The organism is Streptomyces sp. NPDC006552 (assembly GCF_040611655.1).
Taxonomy (GTDB): Bacteria; Actinomycetota; Actinomycetes; order Streptomycetales; family Streptomycetaceae; genus Streptomyces.
On record NZ_JBEXOS010000052.1, the window covers coordinates 40,291 to 59,442 of the forward strand.

Annotated in this window: 24 protein-coding genes and 1 tRNA gene; 15 read left to right on the forward strand and 10 right to left on the reverse strand. The window is 70.0% G+C overall.

Features of this window, described 5'->3' with window-relative positions; genetic code table 11:
• The first annotated feature begins 58 nt into the window (after positions 1–58).
• A complete protein-coding gene (locus ABZY33_RS25975) occupies positions 59–379 on the forward strand; it encodes a hypothetical protein (protein WP_356494079.1) in 321 nt (106 codons plus the stop codon).
• Here ABZY33_RS25975 and ABZY33_RS25980 read toward each other — a convergent pair.
• Together ABZY33_RS25980 and ABZY33_RS25985 are read right to left on the reverse strand one after the other, a co-directional pair.
• Positions 376–975, reverse strand: a complete 600-nt coding sequence (locus ABZY33_RS25980) for an isochorismatase family protein (protein WP_356494080.1) — start codon at positions 973–975, stop codon at positions 376–378. The genes ABZY33_RS25975 and ABZY33_RS25980 overlap by 4 nt on opposite strands.
• A 112-nt stretch (positions 976–1,087) precedes the next feature.
• Positions 1,088–2,416 (reverse strand): nicotinate phosphoribosyltransferase, encoded by a 1,329-nt coding sequence (locus ABZY33_RS25985; RefSeq protein ID WP_356494081.1) that lies wholly within the window; start codon positions 2,414–2,416, stop codon positions 1,088–1,090.
• A 107-nt stretch (positions 2,417–2,523) separates the two neighbouring features.
• On the opposite strand from ABZY33_RS25985, the gene clpS reads away from it, so the two are divergent.
• The 7 genes from clpS to ABZY33_RS26020 all read left to right on the forward strand — a co-directional run bounded on the left by clpS (position 2,524) and on the right by ABZY33_RS26020 (position 7,319).
• The gene (gene clpS / locus ABZY33_RS25990) at positions 2,524–2,841 is read left to right on the forward strand and encodes an ATP-dependent Clp protease adapter ClpS (RefSeq protein ID WP_356494082.1); all 318 of its coding nucleotides are present in this window, start codon (positions 2,524–2,526) and stop codon (positions 2,839–2,841) included.
• A gap of 39 nt (positions 2,842–2,880) precedes the next feature.
• Entirely contained in the window at positions 2,881–3,489 is a 609-nt protein-coding gene (locus ABZY33_RS25995; protein WP_356494083.1) for a DUF2017 domain-containing protein, read from the forward strand.
• 356 nt (positions 3,490–3,845) lie between these two features.
• The gene (locus ABZY33_RS26000; protein ID WP_356494084.1) at positions 3,846–5,288 is read left to right on the forward strand and encodes an amino acid permease; all 1,443 of its coding nucleotides are present in this window, start codon (positions 3,846–3,848) and stop codon (positions 5,286–5,288) included.
• Positions 5,289–5,374: 86 nt separating this feature from the next.
• The gene (locus tag ABZY33_RS26005) at positions 5,375–5,791 is read left to right on the forward strand and encodes a M67 family metallopeptidase (RefSeq protein ID WP_356494085.1); all 417 of its coding nucleotides are present in this window, start codon (positions 5,375–5,377) and stop codon (positions 5,789–5,791) included.
• Positions 5,792–5,881: 90 nt separating this feature from the next.
• Positions 5,882–5,983: a putative leader peptide gene (locus ABZY33_RS26010; protein WP_356494086.1), complete on the forward strand. Its 102-nt coding sequence runs from the start codon at positions 5,882–5,884 to the stop codon at positions 5,981–5,983.
• A gap of 89 nt (positions 5,984–6,072) precedes the next feature.
• Positions 6,073–6,351: a MoaD/ThiS family protein gene (locus ABZY33_RS26015; RefSeq protein WP_356494087.1), complete on the forward strand. Its 279-nt coding sequence runs from the start codon at positions 6,073–6,075 to the stop codon at positions 6,349–6,351.
• A gap of 17 nt (positions 6,352–6,368) precedes the next feature.
• Positions 6,369–7,319, forward strand: a complete 951-nt coding sequence (locus ABZY33_RS26020) for a cysteine synthase (RefSeq protein WP_356494088.1) — start codon at positions 6,369–6,371, stop codon at positions 7,317–7,319.
• Between the two features lie 110 nt (positions 7,320–7,429).
• On the opposite strand, the gene ABZY33_RS26025 is transcribed toward ABZY33_RS26020, so the two are convergent.
• Positions 7,430–7,864: a type II toxin-antitoxin system PemK/MazF family toxin gene (locus ABZY33_RS26025; RefSeq protein ID WP_356494089.1), complete on the reverse strand. Its 435-nt coding sequence runs from the start codon at positions 7,862–7,864 to the stop codon at positions 7,430–7,432.
• Positions 7,865–8,063: 199 nt separating this feature from the next.
• Here ABZY33_RS26025 and ABZY33_RS26030 point away from each other — a divergent pair, with 199 nt between their 5' ends.
• Positions 8,064–8,816, forward strand: coding sequence for an MBL fold metallo-hydrolase (locus ABZY33_RS26030; protein ID WP_356494090.1), 753 nt, complete (start codon positions 8,064–8,066; stop codon positions 8,814–8,816).
• 73 nt (positions 8,817–8,889) lie between these two features.
• On the opposite strand, the gene ABZY33_RS26035 is transcribed toward ABZY33_RS26030, so the two are convergent.
• Both ABZY33_RS26035 and ABZY33_RS26040 read right to left on the reverse strand, forming a co-directional pair.
• Positions 8,890–10,158 carry a PTS transporter subunit EIIC gene (locus ABZY33_RS26035; protein ID WP_356494091.1) on the reverse strand — a complete coding sequence of 423 codons (1,269 nt, stop codon included), beginning with the start codon at positions 10,156–10,158 and terminating at the stop codon, positions 8,890–8,892.
• A gap of 240 nt (positions 10,159–10,398) precedes the next feature.
• Positions 10,399–11,682, reverse strand: a complete 1,284-nt coding sequence (locus ABZY33_RS26040; protein ID WP_356494092.1) for a PTS transporter subunit EIIC — start codon at positions 11,680–11,682, stop codon at positions 10,399–10,401.
• A gap of 202 nt (positions 11,683–11,884) precedes the next feature.
• On the opposite strand from ABZY33_RS26040, the gene ABZY33_RS26045 reads away from it, so the two are divergent.
• The 4 genes from ABZY33_RS26045 (at position 11,885) to rdgB (ending at position 14,324) form a co-directional block, all read left to right on the forward strand.
• Positions 11,885–12,118, forward strand: a complete 234-nt coding sequence (locus tag ABZY33_RS26045) for a PTS glucose/sucrose transporter subunit IIB (protein WP_356494093.1) — start codon at positions 11,885–11,887, stop codon at positions 12,116–12,118.
• Positions 12,119–12,406: 288 nt separating this feature from the next.
• Positions 12,407–13,144 (forward strand): ribonuclease PH, encoded by a 738-nt coding sequence (gene rph, locus ABZY33_RS26050; RefSeq protein WP_356494094.1) that lies wholly within the window; start codon positions 12,407–12,409, stop codon positions 13,142–13,144.
• 136 nt (positions 13,145–13,280) lie between these two features.
• On the forward strand, positions 13,281–13,673 hold the full coding sequence (locus tag ABZY33_RS26055; RefSeq protein ID WP_356494095.1) for a hypothetical protein: 393 nt from the start codon (positions 13,281–13,283) through the stop codon (positions 13,671–13,673).
• Between the two features lie 45 nt (positions 13,674–13,718).
• A complete protein-coding gene (gene rdgB / locus ABZY33_RS26060) occupies positions 13,719–14,324 on the forward strand; it encodes an RdgB/HAM1 family non-canonical purine NTP pyrophosphatase (RefSeq protein ID WP_356494096.1) in 606 nt (201 codons plus the stop codon).
• Between the two features lie 54 nt (positions 14,325–14,378).
• Here the strand turns inward: rdgB and ABZY33_RS26065 are convergent.
• From ABZY33_RS26065 to bcp, 5 genes are all read right to left on the reverse strand, one after another.
• Positions 14,379–14,454, reverse strand: a tRNA-Leu gene (locus tag ABZY33_RS26065).
• Positions 14,455–14,466: 12 nt separating this feature from the next.
• Positions 14,467–15,237 carry an HNH endonuclease gene (locus ABZY33_RS26070; RefSeq protein WP_356494097.1) on the reverse strand — a complete coding sequence of 257 codons (771 nt, stop codon included), beginning with the start codon at positions 15,235–15,237 and terminating at the stop codon, positions 14,467–14,469.
• Positions 15,238–15,299: 62 nt separating this feature from the next.
• On the reverse strand, positions 15,300–15,923 hold the full coding sequence (locus tag ABZY33_RS26075; protein ID WP_356494098.1) for an HNH endonuclease signature motif containing protein: 624 nt from the start codon (positions 15,921–15,923) through the stop codon (positions 15,300–15,302).
• 120 nt (positions 15,924–16,043) lie between these two features.
• A complete protein-coding gene (gene proP / locus ABZY33_RS26080) occupies positions 16,044–17,549 on the reverse strand; it encodes a glycine betaine/L-proline transporter ProP (protein WP_356494104.1) in 1,506 nt (501 codons plus the stop codon).
• A 127-nt stretch (positions 17,550–17,676) separates the two neighbouring features.
• Positions 17,677–18,144: a thioredoxin-dependent thiol peroxidase gene (gene bcp / locus ABZY33_RS26085; protein ID WP_356494099.1), complete on the reverse strand. Its 468-nt coding sequence runs from the start codon at positions 18,142–18,144 to the stop codon at positions 17,677–17,679.
• A 159-nt stretch (positions 18,145–18,303) separates the two neighbouring features.
• Here bcp and ABZY33_RS26090 point away from each other — a divergent pair, with 159 nt between their 5' ends.
• Both ABZY33_RS26090 and ABZY33_RS26095 read left to right on the forward strand, forming a co-directional pair.
• On the forward strand, positions 18,304–18,651 hold the full coding sequence (locus ABZY33_RS26090) for a DUF3618 domain-containing protein (RefSeq protein ID WP_356494100.1): 348 nt from the start codon (positions 18,304–18,306) through the stop codon (positions 18,649–18,651).
• 85 nt (positions 18,652–18,736) lie between these two features.
• A complete protein-coding gene (locus tag ABZY33_RS26095; protein ID WP_356494105.1) occupies positions 18,737–19,039 on the forward strand; it encodes a co-chaperone GroES in 303 nt (100 codons plus the stop codon).
• The last annotated feature ends 113 nt before the right edge of the window (positions 19,040–19,152 follow it).

Consider the following 19,152-nt stretch of genomic DNA (forward strand, 5'->3'; position numbering starts at 1 on the left):
TTTGAGTGCGTCCTGTGAGTTCCTTATTGACACCGCGTCTTACGGGGGTGTGACCGTCATGTCCGCAGGAGGGTTCTGCAAGCTGCCCGGAGGCAGCGTGGTGGTGGCGCTGACCCTGCCCGCACCGGGCCCCGGGGAGCGCGCGGTCCGCGTCCTCGTGCACGCGGCGAACCGGGCCCGGGCCCTGACCCGCCTGCGCAACCTCGGCCTGCGCGCGGTCTACCTGCGGGGCAACGCCCACCCGCCGACCCCGGACGAGATCACCGCGGTCCTGCACCACCCGGACGGCCTGCTGTGGCGCGAGGCGCCGGACGCCTCGACGGGCGAGCTGTGGCACCCGATACGAGCCCTCCTGCGCCTCAGCCCCACCAGCGCCTAAGCCACCACGGGCTTCCCGCTCAGCTCGACCCCGGCGTCCCGCATCTCCTCCAGCGCCGCCTCGGTCGTGGCGGCGGCGACCCCCGCGGTCAGCTCCAGCAGGACCTGCGTACGGAACCCGGCCCGGACGGAGTCCAGCGCGGTGGCCCGCACGCAGTGGTCCGTGGCGATCCCCACCACGTCCACCTCGGAGATCTCCCGCTCCCGCAGCCACCGCGCCAGCGGCACCCCGTTCTCGTCGGCCCCCTCGAACCCGCTGTAGGCGGCCGCGTAGGCCCCCTTGTCGAAGACGGCGTCGATCGCCCCGGAGGCGACCGCCGGAGCGAAGTTCGGGTGGAAGCCCACGCCCTCCGTCCCGGCGACGCAGTGCGGAGGCCAGGTGCGCTCGTAGTCGGGGCTCTGCGGGGCCACGGCGAAGTGGTCGCCGGGGTCGATGTGGTGGTCGCGGGTGGCGACGACGTGCTGGTAGCCGCCGCCGGCGCTCTGGCCGATGAGATCCGTGACGGCAGCAGCGACGTCGGCACCTCCCGCCACCGCGAGGCTGCCGCCCTCGCAGAAGTCGTTCTGCACGTCTACGACGATCAGGGCGCGGCGCATGACTGGTGTCCTTAGTGAAGGGCCGGATTTCGGCCCGGAGGATTACGAGCGTAGAAGCTTCGCGTGCCGAGCGGGAGAGGGCGGCCCGCGCCCCCGCCCGCACGGCCGGGTCTCACACGTACTCGGTGGGGATGACGGCCTCGCCCCGGGAGAGCTGCGTCGCCGACAGCGGAAGACCGTCGCGGGCCGCGATGTGCCGCTCGCGCACCGCGTCCAGCGGCTCCCGGGCGAGCACCTCGCCGCCCTTGACCAGCTCGACCAGCAGCTGGCGGTCCGCGAGCTCTGCCGGCACCGGGCCGACGCCCACGACCTCCGCCTCGGCGGCGCCGTCCCGGTCGAGCCGGCGCGCCGCCCACTTGCGGCCGCCGATGGACGTCTTGCCGCCGGCCGACTTCTTGGCGACGGGCACCAGCGGCGCCGTCGGATCGGCGGACTCCGCGCGCGCCACCAGCTTGTAGACCATCGAGCAGGTGGGGTGCCCGGAGCCGGTCACCAGCTGCGTGCCGACGCCGTACGCGTCCACGGGTGCGGCGGCCAGCGAGGCGATGGCGTACTCGTCGAGGTCGGAGGTGACCACGATCTTCGTGTCGTGCGCGCCGAGCTCGTCCAGCTCCTTGCGCACCCGGTGCGCGACGAGCAGCAGGTCGCCGGAGTCGATCCGGACGGCGCCGAGCCCCGGCCCCGCGATCTCCACGGCGGTACGGACCGCTTCCTGCACGTCGTAGGTGTCCACCAGCAGCGTCGTGCCCTCGCCGAGCGAGTCGACCTGGGCGCGGAAGGCGTCGCGCTCGGTGTCGTGCAGCAGCGTGAAGGCGTGGGCGCTGGTGCCGACGGTCGGGATGCCGTACCGGAACCCGGCCGCCAGGTCCGACGTCGTCGCGAAGCCGCCCACGTAGGCGGCGCGCGAGGCGGCGACGGCGGCCAGCTCGTGCGTGCGCCGCGCGCCCATCTCGATCAGCGGCCGGCCGGCGGCGGCGGAGGCCATGCGCGAGGCGGCCGCCGCGATCGCCGAGTCGTGGTTGAGGATGGAGAGGATCACCGTCTCCAGGAGCACGCACTCGGCGAAGGAGCCCTCGACACGCAGGACCGGCGAGCCGGGGAAGTAGACCTCGCCCTCCGGGTAGCCCCAGATGTCGCCGGAGAAACGGTACTGCGCGAGCCATTCGAGGGTCGGCTCGTCGACCACGCCGCGCTCGCGCAGGAAGCCGAGGACGCCCGCGTCGAAGCGGAAGTTCTCCACGGCGTCCAGGACGCGCCCGGTGCCCGCGACGACGCCGTAGCGCCGGCCCTCGGGAAGCCGGCGGGTGAAGACCTCGAAGACCGAGTGGCGGTCGGCCGCGCCCCCGTGCAGGGCGGCCTGCAGCATCGTCAGCTCGTAGTGATCGGTGAAGAGCGCTGTCGACGGAACGTCCACCGGCAGGCCAAGGTCCGCTGTGTTCATGTCCCGGATGCTACCCCCTCTTAGCGTCAAGGTGACGATTTCAGGGGTCCATCTGTGCGAACGGCAGGAGCGGCCCGTTTGTGCGGTTCCCGCCCGGTGGTGGCAGCATGGGCCGTGTGACGGCTCCAGCACCCTTTGAGATCGAAAGCCCCGAGACCACGGAGGACATCTCCGTGGTCCCCGAGCCGGACGTCCCCTGGATCACGCTCGTCCACAACGACCCGGTCAACCTGATGAGTTATGTGACGTACGTCTTCCAGAGCTACTTCGGCTACTCCAAGGAGAAGGCCACGAAGCTCATGATGGACGTCCACCACAAGGGACGGGCCGTCGTCTCCACCGGGAGCCGCGAGGAGATGGAGCGCGACGTCCAGGCCATGCACGGATACGGCCTGTGGGCCACGCTGCAACAGGATCGGAAGTAGGCAAGTGCTGACGACGTACGCGAGAGGTACCGCGCTCTGATGCCCGGGCACTTCGAACCGATCCCCGGCGGCGCGGCCGTCGCCCTCGACGACGTCGAGATCTCCATCATCCGCTCGCTCGCCGTCCAGCTCCTGGAGCTGATCGGCCCGGGGCCCGGCGGCGAGATCTCGGACGACCCGCTCGCCGAACTCTTCGCCGAGGGCCCCAGCGAACCGCCCACCGACGCCGTGCTGCGCCGGCTGCTCCCGGACGCCTACGGCGGCCCGGCCGCCGAGGACGGCGTGCGCGGCGCGGACGCGGACGAACTGCGGGCCTACTCCTCGGAGTTCCGCCGCTTCACCGAGAACGACCTGCGGGCCGGCAAGCGTGCGGACGCCCTCGCGGTGGTCCGCTCGCTGGACGCGCTCAGCCCGGACGGCGGCGGTGGCGGCGCCGTCCTGAAGCTCTCCCAGGACGAGTCCGTCCAGTGGATGCGGGCCCTGAACGACCTGCGCCTGGCCATCGGTACTCGCCTGGACATCACCGACGAGGAGGACACGGACCTCCTCTACCGGCTCCCGGACGAGGACCCGCGCAAACCGATGGTGATGGCGTACCTGTGGCTGGGCGGCCTCCAGGAGACTCTGGTCGAAACCCTTATGCCCTGACATGTCGGGCTGAAATGGGTGCCTTCCGGGCGGCGCGCGCGGCCGTGTTCGCTCAGCGGGTACTCAAATCCGCATAACGATCGCGTCACCGCCCGGACCCCCATTGCGGTCGCGAACGACTTTTGTCCCCTTTTTCCAGTGGTCCGCGTCACACTGGCCCGTCCCGGGCACCGTGAACGCCGTGATAAATCTTCACGACCACCTGACGGACGCCACCCCTGTCCGCCGGGGGCGCCCTTGTCGGCCGACCGCCGGCAGGCACAGCTCCATCCATCCAGGGGCCCAGCCCCCAAGGATCGTCACAGTCGATCCGGGCCACCGACGGCACGGATCGGCATGGAGAAAGGCGCAGCACCATGACCTCAGTGCAGGTCGACCAGCACGATGCCGGCAATGAGGCCGTGAGCGACCCCGCCGAGGGCGGCGAGGGCTACAAGCGGGGCCTCGGCTCCCGGCAGATCCAGATGATCGCCATCGGCGGCGCCATCGGGACCGGCCTCTTCCTCGGCGCGGGCAAGGGCATCGCCAAGGCGGGCCCCAGCCTGATCCTCGCGTACGCCGTCGCGGGCCTCGTCATCTTCGTCATCATGCGGGCGCTCGGCGAGCTCCTCATGTACCGCCCGGTCTCCGGCTCCTTCTCGGAGTACGCGCGCGAGTTCATCGGCCCCTTCGCGGGCTTCGTGACCGGCTGGACGTACTGGCTCTTCTGGGTCATCACCGGCATGACCGAGGTCACCGCCGCCGCCACCTACATGACGTACTGGTGGAACATCCCGCAATGGGTCTCCGCCCTCGTCTTCACCCTCATCCTCTACGGCGCCAACCTGATCTCCGTGAAGCTCTTCGGTGAGCTGGAGTTCTGGTTCTCCATGGTCAAGGTCACCGCCATCGTCGGCATGATCCTGATCTGCGCCGGCATCCTCACCATCGGCTTCTCCGACGCCGGCGACACCGCCTCCGTGACCCACCTGTGGGACAAGGGCGGCTTCTTCGCCGGGGAGAACGGCATCGGCTCGACCCTGATGACCCTCCAGATGGTCATGTTCGCCTTCCTCGCCGTCGAGCTGGTCGGCGTCACCGCCGGTGAGTCCAAGGACCCGAAGAAGGTCCTGCCCAAGGCGATCAACACCGTGCCGTGGCGCATCGCCGTCTTCTACGTCGGCGCCCTCATCATGATCCTCTCGGTCGTGCCGTGGACCGAGTTCGAGGCGGGCAAGAGCCCCTTCGTCGAAGCCTTCTCCAAGATGGGCCTGGCCGCGGGCGCCGGCATCGTCAACTTCGTCGTGCTCACCGCCGCCCTGTCCTCCTGCAACTCGGGCATGTACTCCACCGGCCGCATGCTGCGCGACCTCGCGCTCAACGGCCAGGGCCCGTCCTTCTTCACCAAGCTGACCAGGAACGGCCTCCCGCTCATCGGCACGTCCGTCTCCGCCGCGATGATGCTGGTCGGCGTCTGGATCAACTACCAGTGGCCCGGCGAGGCGTTCAACTACGTCGTCTCCTTCGCCACCATCTCCGGCATGTGGGCCTGGATCGTCATCCTGATCTGCCAGATCCGCTACCGCCTGCGCTCCGACCGCGGCGAACTGCCCGTCTCCGAGTTCCGCGCCCCGGGCGGCGTCTGGGCCAGCGCCCTCGCACTGGCGTTCATCGCCATGGTCATCGTCCTGATGGGCATCGACAAGGACGCCCGCGTCAGCCTCTACGCGGCCCCGGTGTGGGGCGTCGTCCTCGGCGTCTCCTACTTCTTCCTGCGCAAGCGCAACCCGCAGAGCGCCGCGTTCGCCAAGCGCGCGTAACCCGCGCCCGCGCACCGCGTCTCACCAGCTGGGCCGCCCCGTACCGCACTCCGGTACGCGGCGGCCCTGCTGCTTATCCTGGCCGCATGCTGACGATTTCACAGGCCCTGTACGACCAGATCGTGGCCCACGCCCGCGCCGACCACCCCGACGAGGCGTGCGGCGTCGTCGCCGGCCCGGCCGGCGCGGGACGCCCCGAGCGCTTCGTCCCGATGCTCAACGCCGCCCGCTCGCCCACGTTCTACGAGTTCGACTCCGGCGACCTGCTCAAGCTCTACCGCGACATGGACGACCGCGACGAGGAGCCCGTGGTCATCTACCACTCGCACACCGCCACCGAGGCCTACCCCTCACGCACCGACATCTCCTACGCCAACGAACCCGGCGCCCACTACGTCCTGGTCTCCACCGCCGACACCGACGACGCGGGCCCCTTCCAGTTCCGCTCGTTCCGCATCGTCGAGGGCCAGGTGACGGAGGAAGAGGTCCAGGTCACGGCCTGATCCGAGGATCGTCCCGGCCATCGGACGGATTTCGACCGCATGCTGAGATCACACTCGGGGAACCCGGACGGGAATCGTTACGATGAGCCCATGGTTTCCCACGACGTGAGCGAAAAGACGCCGGGCACGCTGCTCGTGGCGCGGCTGCACGTCGACCTGTGCCGCCTCGCCGGCGCCAGCTGTCCGCGCTGAACCGCACCTCCGCGTACGGCCGCCCGCCGGTACGGGGCACCGCCGCGCGCCCCTCCACACGACTTCCGACTCCTGACAGGAGCACCAGCATGGCCATCGAGGTCCGCATCCCGACCATCCTCCGCACCTACACCGACGGCGCCAAGGCCGTCCAGGGCAGCGGGGACAACCTCGCCGAGCTGTTCACCGACCTGGACACCCGGCACTCGGGCATCGCCGCCCGGATCGTGGACGGGGGCCAGCTGCGCCGCTTCGTGAACGTCTACCTGAACGACGAGGACGTCCGCTTCCTGGACGGCATCGACACCAAGCTCACCGACGGCGACAGCGTCACGATCCTGCCGGCCGTGGCCGGCGGCATGCGCTGAGCCGGACGTAGCGACCTATGCGTTACGACAGTCCGCTGGCCGCGGTCGGCAACACCCCTCTGGTGCGCCTGCCGCGGCTCTCGCCCGCCGACTCCGTACGGATCTGGGCGAAGCTGGAAGACCGCAACCCCACCGGCTCGGTCAAGGACCGCCCCGCGCTCCACATGATCGAGCAGGCCGAGAAGGACGGCCGGCTCACCCCCGGCTGCACCATCCTCGAACCCACCTCGGGCAACACCGGCATCTCACTGGCGATGGCCGCCCGCCTCAAGGGCTACCGCATCGTCTGCGTCATGCCGGAGAACACCTCCCAGGAGCGGCGCGACCTCCTCGCCATGTGGGGCGCGGAGATCATCCCCTCCCCGGCCGCGGGCGGCTCCAACACGGCCGTGCGCATCGCCAAGGAACTGGCCGGACAGCACCCGGACTGGGTGATGCTCTACCAGTACGGCAACCCGGACAACGCGGGCGCGCACTACGCCACCACCGGACCGGAGATCCTCGCGGACCTCCCCTCGGTCACCCACTTCGTGGCGGGGCTCGGCACCACCGGCACCCTCATGGGCGTCGGCCGCTACCTGCGCGAGCAGAAGCCGGACATCAGAATCGTCGCGGCCGAACCGCGCTACGACGACCTCGTCTACGGCCTGCGCAACCTCGACGAGGGCTTCGTCCCCGAGCTCTACGACGCCTCCGTCCTCACCACCCGCTTCTCGGTCGGCTCCGCCGACGCGGTCACCCGCACCCGCGAACTCCTCCAGCAGGAGGGCATCTTCGCGGGCGTCTCCACGGGCGCCGCGCTGCACGCCGCGATCGGGGTGGGCAAGAAGGCGCTCAAGGCGGGCGAGGCGGCCGACATCGTCTTCGTCGTGGCCGACGGCGGCTGGAAGTACCTGTCGACGGGCGTCTACACGGCGGCCACGACGGAAGAGGCGATCGAGGTCCTGCACGGCCAGTTGTGGGCCTGACAGTTCGCCCAGGTCCGGCACGATCCAGCCCCTGCGGCGCTTGAGGAGCGGGGTCCGGGGCAGAGCCCCGTGGCCCGCGCTCCGAAGCGGCTCAGCTCCTGCGAAGACCGTCAGCCCAGGTGCCGCACCCGGCGCCAGAGCGCCGGGTCGATCACACCGGCCCGCCGCCGGAAGTCCCGTAGCGGAACATCCCGCAGCTCGTCCGTCTCCAGATAGCTGCGCCGCTCCCGCGCATCGCCCACCGCGCCCGGCGGCAGCGCGATCACTCCGGGCCGCTCCTCGTGGTGCCGGCTGGTGATCTTCACGACCTGGACCGTGTCGCCGCGCCGGTTCAGCACCAGGCACGGGCGGTCCTTGCCCCCGGGCCCGTCCTCGTAGGGCACGAGCGCCCACCAGATCTCGCCCGGCCGGGGCCCGCCGGCCGCCGTGGGGGAGCCGGAGCGCAGCCGTCGCCGGCGCGAGCCCCGGCCCCAGCCGTCGACGAGCGCCGCGATCAGCGCGAGCAGCACCACGGCCGCGAGCGCGAGCCACCAGGACGTGTCCATGGCTACGACGGTACCGGTGGGGCGCACGGGCCGCCGCACCGGGCGAGCGCCCCCCGAACCGGTGACAGCGCAGGTGAGTTCGCCCACAACGGCCCGCGACAAAGGAGCGACCGGCCCTTTCGCGCCTTACGCTCGACGGACCCCTCAGTCCCGCTCCCCACCCGCTTTCCCGACCGCCAGCGCGGAGGTTCCGGCTCTTATGAAGCTCACCGTCGTCGGCTGCTCGGGGTCGTTCCCGTCCGCGGATTCGGCCTGTTCGAGCTACCTCGTCGAGGCCGACGGCTTCCGGCTGCTCCTCGACATGGGCAATGGCGCCCTCGGCGAGCTGCAGCGCCACTGTGGTCTCTACGACCTCGACGCGATCTTCCTCAGCCATCTGCACGCGGACCACTGCATCGACATGTGCGCGTACTTCGTCGTCCGCTACTACCGCCACGACGGCGGCCGTTGCGCGCCCATGCCGGTCTACGGGCCCGAGGGCACCGAGCAGCGGCTGACCACCGCGCACGCCGACACCCCCTCGGCCTCCGCGTTCAGCGAGGTCTTCGACTTCCACACCGTCAAGCCGGGCGCGTACGAGATCGGCCCCTTCTCGGTGCGCATGGAGAAGGTCTGCCACCCGGTCGAGTCGTACGCCATCCGCATCGAGCACGGCGGCCGCTCCCTGACGTACTCCGGTGACACCGGGCCGTGCGCCGCGCTCGACGAACTGGCCGCGGACAGCGACCTGTTCCTGTGCGAGGCGGCGTTCACGCACGGCAAGGAGAACATCCCGGAGCTGCACCTGAACGGCCGCGAGGCCGGCGACGCGGCGCGCCGGGCCGGCGCCCGCAAGCTGGTCCTCACCCACATCCCGCCCTGGACGGACCCGCAGGTGAACCTGGCGGACGCGCGGGATGTCTTCGACGGGCCGGTGGAGCTGGCGGTGGCCGGGGCGGCGTACGAGCTCTGAGCGTGCCGGTGCGACATGGCGAAGGCCCCGGAACCGTACGGTTCCGGGGCCTTCGCCATGTGCGGGGGTGCGGCTACTTGGCCTCGGCCTTCAGCAGCTCCGCCAGCTCCTCGTCGGACTCGCGGCCCGGCGTCGGCAGGTTGAACTTGACGATCGCGAACCGGAAGATCACGTAGTAGAGGACGGCGAAGCAGAGACCGACCAGGACCAGCATCCACGGCTTGGTCGCAATGCCCAGGTTCAGGAAGAAGTCGACCGCGCCGGCCGAGAAGCCGAAGCCGTCCTTCATGCCGAGCGCCCAGGTCAGGGCCATCGAGACACCGGTGAGCACCGCGTGGATGGCGTACAGGACCGGGGCGATGAACATGAACGTGAACTCGATCGGCTCGGTCACGCCGGTGACGAACGCGGTGGCGGCGAGCGAGAACATCATGCCGCCGACGACCTTGCGGCGCTCGGGGCGGGCGCAGTGCACGATCGCGAGGCAGGCGGCCGGGAGGGCGAACATCATGATCGGGAAGAAGCCGGTCATGAACTGGCCGGCGGTCGGGTCACCGGCGAGGAAGCGGTTGATGTCACCGCTCTTGCCCTGGTACGAACCCGCCTGGAACCAGGGGAAGGAGTTGAGCAGGTGGTGCATGCCGATCGGGATCAGCGCACGGTTGGCGACACCGAAGATACCGGCGCCGACCGCGCCCGAACCGACCAGCCACTCACCGAAGTTGTGCAGACCCGTGCCGAGGACCGGCCAGATGTAGCCGAAGACGACGGCGATGATCAGGCCCGCGAAGGCGGAGAGGATCGGCACGAGGCGGCGGCCGCCGAAGAAGCCCGCCCAGGCGGGCAGCTTGGTCCGGTAGAACCGCTGGTAGAGCAGGGCCACGACTATGCCCATGACCACGCCGCCGAGGACCTTGGCGTCCACCGGGGCGTCGACCATGACGACCTTGCCGTCGACGGCCGTGGCCACCTTCGGCAGGTTCTTGTCGGTGAACGTGGCCAGCACGTTCTTGAAGACCAGGTAGCCGGTCACGGCCGCCAGAGCGGTGGAGCCGTCCGACTTCTTGGCGAAGCCGATCGCGATGCCGACGGCGAACAGCAGCGCCATGTTGTCGAGGATCGCGTTGCCGCCCGCGGCCATGAACGAGGCGATCTTGGTGATGAAGGCCGGGAAGGAGTCCCTGCCGAGCATGTCGGGGTTGCCGAGGCGGACGAGCAGAGCGCCTGCGGGCAGCACGGCGACCGGCAGCATGAGGCTGCGGCCGATGCGCTGCATGACAGCCATCGCGCCTGCGCCCTTCTTCTTCTTGTCGGCCGCGGGCGCGGCACTAGCCGTGGACACAACTTCCTCCAGTGGGCAGGCGCCGCCTGGGGAAGGGGGGACGGCGGCGTCTCGGGAACGCGGCTCAACTGCACGCGTGGTCTACACCACTCAGTGGTGTAGACCTGTTGTAGCACGGTGAAGGCGAGATAAGGAAGGCGCCGATTCTGTGGTCTGGAACATATGCGTCCGCTCCGGCTCATACGTGACGAAGGGCCCCCGGACCAGTAGTCCAGGGGCCCTTCGAGCGGAGCGGAAGCGCTACTTGGTGACGTCCTCCACCTCGTCCTCCGGCTCACGCCCCGGCGTCTTCAGGTCGAACTTCGTGATCGCGAACCGGAAGACCGCGTAGTAGACGACGGCGAAACAGAGCCCGATCACGATGATCAGCCAGGGCTTGGTCGCCAGGCTCCAGTTGATCAGGTAGTCGATGAGCCCCGCCGAGAAGCTGAAGCCGTCCTTGACCCCGAGCCCCCACGTCACCGCCATCGAGACCCCGGTCAGCACCGCGTGCACCGCGTACAGCAGCGGCGCGATGAAGACGAAGGAGTACTCGATCGGCTCGGTGATCCCCGTGACGAACGACGTCAGCGCCAGCGACAGCATCATGCCGCCGACCGCCTTGCGCCGCTCCGGCCGCGCACAGTGGTACATCGCCAGACAGGCCGCCGGCAGCGCGAACATCATGATCGGGAAGAAGCCCGTCTGATAGATGCCGGCGGACGGATCGCCACTGAGGAACATGTTGATGTCCCCGTGCACGGTCGTGCCGTCCGGCTTGGTGTACGAGCCGAACTGGAACCACAGCGGCACGTTGAGGAACTGGTGCAGGCCGATCACCAGCAGCGCGCGGTTGGCGACACCGAAGATGCCCGAGCCGATCGCCCCCAGCCCCTGCAACCAGTCCGAGAAGTGCTCCAGCGCGTCACCGATCGGCGGCCAGATCCACAGGCAGATCACGGCGAAGACGATGCCGATGAACGCCATGATGATCGGGACGAGCCGGCGGCCGTTGAAGAAGCCGAGCCACGACACCAGCTTCGTACGGTGGTAGCGGACCCAGAAGAACGACGCCAGGAAGCCCATGATGATGCCGCCGAAGACGCCCGGATTCTGGTACTGGAACGCGGAGACGGTGTTGTCCGCCGCCTGGCACCCCACCGCCACGGCCTTCGCCCCGTCGGCGCAGTCGATCGGGAACTGGCGCAGCACCCCCCGGTAGACGAGGAAGCCCGCCACCGCCGCGAGCGCCGTGGATCCGTCCGCCTTCTTGGCCATACCGATCGCGACACCGATGCAGAACAGCAGCGGCAGCCCGAGATCGGCGTCGAGCAGGGCGCCGCCCGCGCCCGCGAAGACCTTCGCCACATTGGTCCAGCCGAGCCCGTCGTCGCCGAAGACGTCGGGCTGGCCGAGCCGGTTGACGATACCGGCGGCCGGCAGGACGGCGATGGGCAGCTGAAGGCTGCGTCCCATCTTCTGGAGCCCCTGGAAGAAGTTCCCCCAGGGGCTCTGTCGCGGCGTGGCGGCGGCGTTCGCGCTCATGGGCGTCCTCCCGGGACAAACCACGTTTGGCGGTTGTCGGAAACTGGTGTAGACCAGTCGCGGGACGGGTCCGTCCACGTGCTGGTCGTCGCTCGTCATCTTTCGGGACGGGCGGCGCCACCGCTCGCGAAGTTGGGCCAACCGTGGGTTACCGTGACAAAGCGGCCCACACGGCGGGCCGGGGAACCACAGGGAGAACGCAATGGCCACCAAGGCTGAGAAGATCGTCGCCGGGCTCGGCGGCATCGAGAACATCGACGAGATCGAGGGCTGCATCACGCGCCTGCGCACCGAGGTCAAGGACCCGGCCCTGGTCGACGAGGCCGCCCTGAAGGCCGCCGGCGCCCACGGCGTCGTGAAGATGGGCACCGCGATCCAGGTCGTCATCGGCACCGACGCCGACCCCATCGCCGCCGACATCGAAGACATGATGTGAGTCGCCACCTCTGACCGGGACCGGGCCCGCACCCGGCTCCCGCCCAGACCAGAAAGGCCGCCGCCCCGCACACCCCGGGCCGGCGGCCTTTCCCGTCCCGGCCCGTGGCCCCCCGCACTGGACCTGCCCATCGACCCCGCCCACTGGTCTCGCCCGGCCCGGCCCGTCGGGTCCCCTGCTCTCGCTCGCCCCCGCCCACCTGGTCCCGCCCGGGGGCCACCCGGGCCCCAGACCCCGCCCAACCCGCCCCGTCCTGCGTCCCCGCCCGCTCCCGATAGGCTCGGGCCCATGTCTCGCATCGACGGCCGCACCCCCGAACAGCTCCGCCCGATCACCATCGAACGCGGCTGGAGCAAGCACGCCGAAGGCTCCGTCCTCGTCTCCTTCGGCGACACCAAAGTCTTCTGCACAGCCTCCTTCACCGAAGGCGTCCCGCGCTGGCGCAAGGGCAGCGGCGAGGGCTGGGTCACCGCCGAGTACTCGATGCTGCCCCGCTCCACCAACACCCGCGGCGACCGCGAAGCCGTCCGCGGCAAGATCGGCGGCCGCACCCACGAGATCAGCCGCCTCATCGGCCGCTCCCTGCGCGCCGTCATCGACTACAAGGCGCTCGGCGAGAACACCATCGTCCTCGACTGCGACGTCCTCCAGGCCGACGGCGGCACCCGCACCGCCGCCATCACCGGCGCCTACGTCGCCCTCGCCGACGCCGTCGCCTGGGCCCAGGGCAAGAAGATCATCAAGGCCAACCGGCAGCCCCTCACCGGTACCGTCAGCGCCGTCTCCGTCGGCATCGTCGGCGGCACGCCCCTCCTCGACCTCTGCTACGAGGAAGACGTCCGCGCCGACACCGACATGAACGTCGTCTGCACCGGCGACGGCCGCTTCGTCGAGATCCAGGGCACCGCCGAAGCCGAACCCTTCGACCGCGCCGAACTGAACTCCCTCCTCGACCTCGCCGTCGCCGGCTGCGACGAACTCGCCGCCGCCCAGCGCCAGGCACTCACCCCCACCGACCCCGCATAACCCCCGCCACGCAGGTAAAGAACTCCCCAAGCATGGTGGCAACCAGCAGGCCACCCACCGCGTCCCTACGAACGGGTGGACGGCACGCATCCGCAACCGCCGCCCACCCGTCCGTACTTCAGGGGAGGACCGTTCCATGGCCGCGCGCCGCCACCGCCGCACCGCCCTACTCGCGGCAGCCGTCGCACTGACCGCCCTGCCGGCCGCCGCCGGCTGCTCCGCCGTCGACAAGGCGCTCGACTGCGTCCAGACCGCCGACGCCATCGCCGACAGCGTCACCGACCTCCAGCAGGCCGTCGAGAACGCGGCGAACGACCCCGGCCAGGCCGACGAGGCCCTCGCCTCCATCGACACCAACCTCGACAGCATCGGCGACAAGACCGACGACGCCGACGTCTCCCGGGCCGTCGGCGACCTCGACAAGGCCGTCGACAATGTCCGCACAGCCATCAAGAACGGCGACGAGACCCCCGACGTCACCCCGGTCACCGACGCCGCGGGCGAACTCACCAAGGTCTGCACGCCGTAGCGGCCACCGCGACCGCGCCGCCGCGGGTGGCGGGATACTGAAGGCATGACCCGCCTCATCCTCGCCACCCGCAACAACGGCAAGATCGTCGAACTCCGCGCCATCCTCGCCGACGCCGGCCTGCCCCACGAACTCGTCGGCGCGGACGCCTACCCCGACATCCCCGACGTCCGCGAGACCGGCGTCACCTTCGCCGAGAACGCCCTCCTCAAGGCCCACGCCCTCGCCCGCGCCACCGGCCTGCCCGCCGTCGCCGACGACTCCGGCCTCTGCGTCGACGTCCTCGGCGGCGCGCCCGGCATCTTCTCCGCCCGCTGGGCCGGCAAGCACGGCGACGACCAGGCCAACCTCGACCTGCTCCTCGCCCAGCTCGGCGACATCGACGAGGACCGCCACCGCACCGCCCACTTCGCCTGCGCGGCGGCGCTCGCGCTGCCGGACGGCACGGAGCGCGTGGTCGAGGGCCAGCTCCGCGGAGTCCTGCGGCACGCTCCCGCGGGCACGGGCGGCTTCGGCTACGACCCGATCCTCCAGGTCGAGGGCTCCACCCGCACGTGCGCGGAGCTGACCCCGGCGGAGAAGAACGCGATCTCCCACCGGGGGAAGGCGTTTCGGGCGCTGGTGCCGGTGGTGCGGGAGCTGGTGGGCTGAGCGCCGGGAGAGTGACGAGGGGCGCGGCCTGCACAGGCCGCGCCCCTCGGCGTGTGGGCCCGGTGGGACTCGAACCCACGACACACCGGACCTAAACCGGCGCCCTCTCGGCCAGCTGGGGTACGGACCCGCCCGGCTTACTCTACTGGGCGAAGGGGCGCCGGTTCGAGAAGGTTCTGGTCTGGCTGTGGCAGGACGGGCACAGATACCGCAGATTCTCCGGACGGTTGTCCGCGCGGTCTCCGTTGACGTGGTCGATCTCCAGGACCAGTCGCTTGCCTCGCCAGAGCTCGCCCAAGCCGCACGCCGCGCACACGGCAGGGGTGCCGATGTCGCACAGCGCCCGGCGCAACAGCGACGTGGGCGTACGCCGAGAACCCGGTGCCTGGCGGACCAGGATGGCCTGCGCTCCCTTGCGTCGGGGTGAGACCGTACCCACCAGGTGACCCTGCCCGGTGAAGTGCTCGGTCGAGAGCCCGTAGGCGTCGATGCTGCGCTTCGCCTTGGCAAACGTCGATCCGTTGACGCGGGGCTCACCCAGTTTTCGCAGGACGGCTGCGAGGGTCCGGGACGATGCCACGGCGCGAGTGAACTCCGCCTGTGGATAGAGGTGTTCGCCCGTCCTGGCGCGGCCGCTGGTGAAGTGGCTGGTGTCGATGCCGAAGGTGTCGAGCTTCCGCCGGACATGCCCGTACGGCCCGTCCTGTGGAGGGATGCCCATGTGGACGAACATGTCGCGGATGCTGGTGGAGCGTGCCGCCGCATCGGCCAGGATCTCCTTGGCGAACGACCTCGGCGCACGCGGGGGAAGCGGTTCTTCGCAGAAGTGAGAGGTGTCGATCCCGTAGTGCGCGAGCCGTGCCAGCAGATAACGGCGTGGTTTGGAGCCCATCGGGGTGCCCAGGCGCCGCATCAGGTCAACGACGCTCGATGACTTCGCGGCCTCCGCGGTGAGCAGTCTCCGGGGATACCGTGTCACGCCGTACCCCGCTTCCGGCCGCGGTAAGTGTCGGTCACCGCGTGGCAGTTGGGGCACAGCAGGCGCAGGTTCTCCGGACGGTTGTCCCACCATTCCCCGTTGACATGGTCGACTTCGTGCCGGAGGGGACCGCCGTTCCACTCCACACCGACTCCGCACTCGGCACACCGCTCGGGCACCCCGCGGCGCAGCAAGGCCGCGCGCAGCCGGTGCCCGGGTACTCGGCCTTCCGCGGGCGGCCTCAAGGCCAGGACTTCTCCGCGGGAGCCCTTCGGCCCACCGCGCCGGACCACGAAGTGGGAGGTGTCGATGCCCAGGGCGGCGATCCGGCGGCCGATATGAGCCTGGTTCCCCCCGACGTTGCTGATGCCGAGCAGGCCGACGACTTCCTTCAGCGACCGCGCGGCGGCCACGGCCTGGCGCAGCCGCGCTTCGGTGTGCCGTACCCACTGGCTCGGGAAGTGGGAGGTGTCGATCCCCGCCTCCGCCATCTTCTTGCGGAGGTAGCTTCTGCTCCCGGTCGTCGGCTCACCCCCACACCACCGCACCGCCTCATCCCACGAGGACGCCCGGCGCGCCGCTTCCTCCAGTAACTCCCGGGTGTATCGCTGTCCAGCCATAACGCCCCCTCCTCGTTCGCCCGTTCGCTTCTCGTACAGCCCAACGAACCGAAAATCGGACCGTCACGCACGAAATGCGGAACGGCCCGATCCGGAAAGCGGGGGAGGGGTGGGGCGGGGTCAGAACCTCGGGGACGGGGCCTGGGACTCGACCATTTCCGCCGCCTCTCGCTCGGTCTCCACCGACGGTGGGGAACCGGCCAGCGGCTTCTGCGCGGTCTCCTTCATGCAGGCGACCGCGATGACGCCGACCAGGGCCGCCGCCATGGCGTAGTACGCGGGCATCATGTCGGTGCCCGTCCACGAGATGAGGGCCGTGACGACCAGCGGGGTCGTGCCGCCGAAGAGCGAGGCGGAGAGGTTGTAGCCGACCGAGAGGGAGCCGTAGCGGACCTGGGTCGGAAAGAGCGCGGGGAGCGCCGCGGACATGGTGCCGAGCATGCAGACCAGGGAGAGGCCGAGCATCAGCATGCCGAGCGAGACGGCCCACAGGGCGCCGTTCTTGACCAGCAGGAAGGCCGGGATGGAGGTGACCAAAAAGCCGAGCATGCCGGTCATCAGGAGCGGCTTGCGGCCGAAGTGGTCGGAGAGCTTGCCGATCTGGCTGATGATGCACATCAGGACGATCATCGTGGCGATGAGGATGATCAGGCCGTGGGCCTCGGAGTAGCCCATCTCGTCCGACAGATAGGTCGGCATGTACGAGAGCAGCATGTAGTCGGTGATGTTGTACGCGCCGACCAGGCAGATGCAGAGGATCAGCGTCGGCCAGTAGTCGCGGAAGATCTTGGCGAGGTCGCCCTTGGCGGTGGTCTCGACCGCGGAGGCCGCGTCCGTCGCCTTGTGCGCGGATTCGTCCTCCAGCTTCTGGAAGGCCGGGGTCTCGTCCAGCTTCAGCCGCAGGTAGAGGCCGACGATGCCGATGGGGCCCGCGACGAGGAACGGTACGCGCCAGCCCCAGGACTCCATGCCGTCGCTGCCGAGCACGGCGGTGAGGATGGTGACGAGGCCGGCCGCGCCGACGTATCCGGAGAGTGTGCCGAACTCCAGGAAGCTGCCGAAGTAGCCGCGGCGCTTGTCGGGGGCGTACTCGGCGATGAAGGTGGAGGCGCCGCCGTACTCGCCGCCGGTGGAGAAGCCCTGGACGAGGCGGAAGAGGATGAGCAGGACCGGCGCCCAGAAGCCGATGGTGGCGTAGGACGGGATCAGGCCGATGGCGAAGGTGCCGACCGCCATCAGGATCATGGTCATCGCCAGGACCTTCTTGCGGCCGATCTTGTCACCCATCGGGCCGAAGACCATGCCGCCGACCGGGCGGACCAGGAAGGAGACGGCGAAGGTCGCGAAGGACGAGATCAGCTGGACCGTGTCGTTCCCGGACGGGAAGAAGACGTGGCCGATGGTGACCGCGAGGTAGGAGTAGATCCCGAAGTCGAACCACTCCATGGCGTTGCCGAGCGAGGCCGCCTTGACCGCCCGCTTCACCGCCGCGTCGTCGGTGACGGTGATGTCGGTGCGGCGCAGGGGCGGGTTCTTACGCCGCCTGACGGCGCGGAACAGCGCCGGGTGACGCTTGACCGCCTCCGGGTCGGGCGGGGTACGCCCTTCCTCGGTGTCGGTGGACATGGCGATCCCTTCTGTGGACATACATCGCTTCCCAGGGGATCACTTGCTCGATGGTGGCGCTCGCAAACGAAAGTCCCCGGGCGTGGGGACTTTCGTCACAGCGCAGCGGGGTACCCGGCCGGGCTGGTCAGATGCCGAGGTCCTTGATGATCTTCGCCACGTGGCCGGTCGCCTTCACGTTGTAGAAGGCGTGCTCGACCGTGCCGTCGGCGTCGACGACGACCGTGGAGCGGATGACGCCGGTGACGACCTTGCCGTAGAGCTTCTTCTCGCCGAAGGCGCCGTAGGCCGCCAGGACCTTCTTCTCCGGGTCGCCGACCAGGGTGACCTTGAGGTTCTCCTGGTCGCGGAACTTGGCGAGCTTCTCCGGCTTGTCGGGGGAGACGCCGATGACGTCGTAGCCGGCGGCGGCGAGCACGTCGAGGTTGTCGGTGAAGTCGCACGCCTGCTTGGTGCATCCGGGGGTGAGGGCGGCGGGGTAGAAGTAGACGATCGTCTTGCGGCCGCGGTGGTCGGCGAGGGAGACCTCGTTGCCGTCGGCGTCGGGGAGGGTGAAGGCGGGGGCGGTGTCGCCGGGCTGAAGTCGCTCGCTCATATCGCTCGTGTTCTCCTCGCGGGAATGGGTGGTGCCACGTGACTCCGGACGAGGGTAATAGGGGTGCCGTGGGGTGAGGTCGGCCCTGAGCTGACAGACTGTCCTTCAGCCGTCACGCAGGACAGCGAGCGGAAACGAAGCGACCACGGAGGCAGCGCGGTGTCGGATACGTCCAGCACGTCGGATACGCCGGATACGCGGACGTCGGCGCAGATCGAGGCGGACATCAAGCGCCGCCGTCAGGCTCTGGCCGAGACGCTCGACGAGATCGGGGTGCGCGTGCACCCGAAGACGATCGTCGGCGACGCGAAGGCCAAGCTGGTGTCGAACGTCGATCACACCCTCGGACGGGCGTACGTCGGTGCCAACCGGCTCGTCTCCGAGGTGAAGGGCCAGTTCGTCTCCGAGGAGGGCGCGCCGCGGCTCGGGCGGATCGTGCCGGCCGCGCTCGTCGTGGTCGGGGTGGTCGGGCTGCTCACGGTGGGCTCGCGGCGCCGCAAGGACTGACCCGGGGCGCCCGCGTGGCCCTGGGACAGGTAGGTTCGTCGCCGTGAGCCAGAAGAACCGTCACGACGACAAGTTGCCGATCCGCATGCTGCACGACCGCGTGCTGGTGCGCCAGGACACCGCGGAGGGTGAGCGGCGCAGCGGCGGCGGCATCCTGATCCCCGCGACGGCGGCGGTCGGTCGGCGGCTGGCCTGGGCCGAGGTGGTGGCGGTCGGGCAGAACGTGCGGGCCGTGGAGCCGGGCGACCGGGTGCTCTTCGATCCGGAGGACCGGGCCGAGGTCGAGGTGCGCGGGGTCGCGTACGTGCTGATGCGCGAGCGGGACCTGCACGCGGTGGCGGCCGACCGGTTCGAGGGCTCGGAGGATTCGACGGGCCTGTACCTGTAGCGCCGCAGATCAGCCTGTAGGCCAGGGGTGGGGGGCCGGTGACCAGGCACGTCCGGTACGCGCACCAGGCCCGCCCCGAGCCGGGCCCGGCCCGAACTGCTCGCCGACGTGCC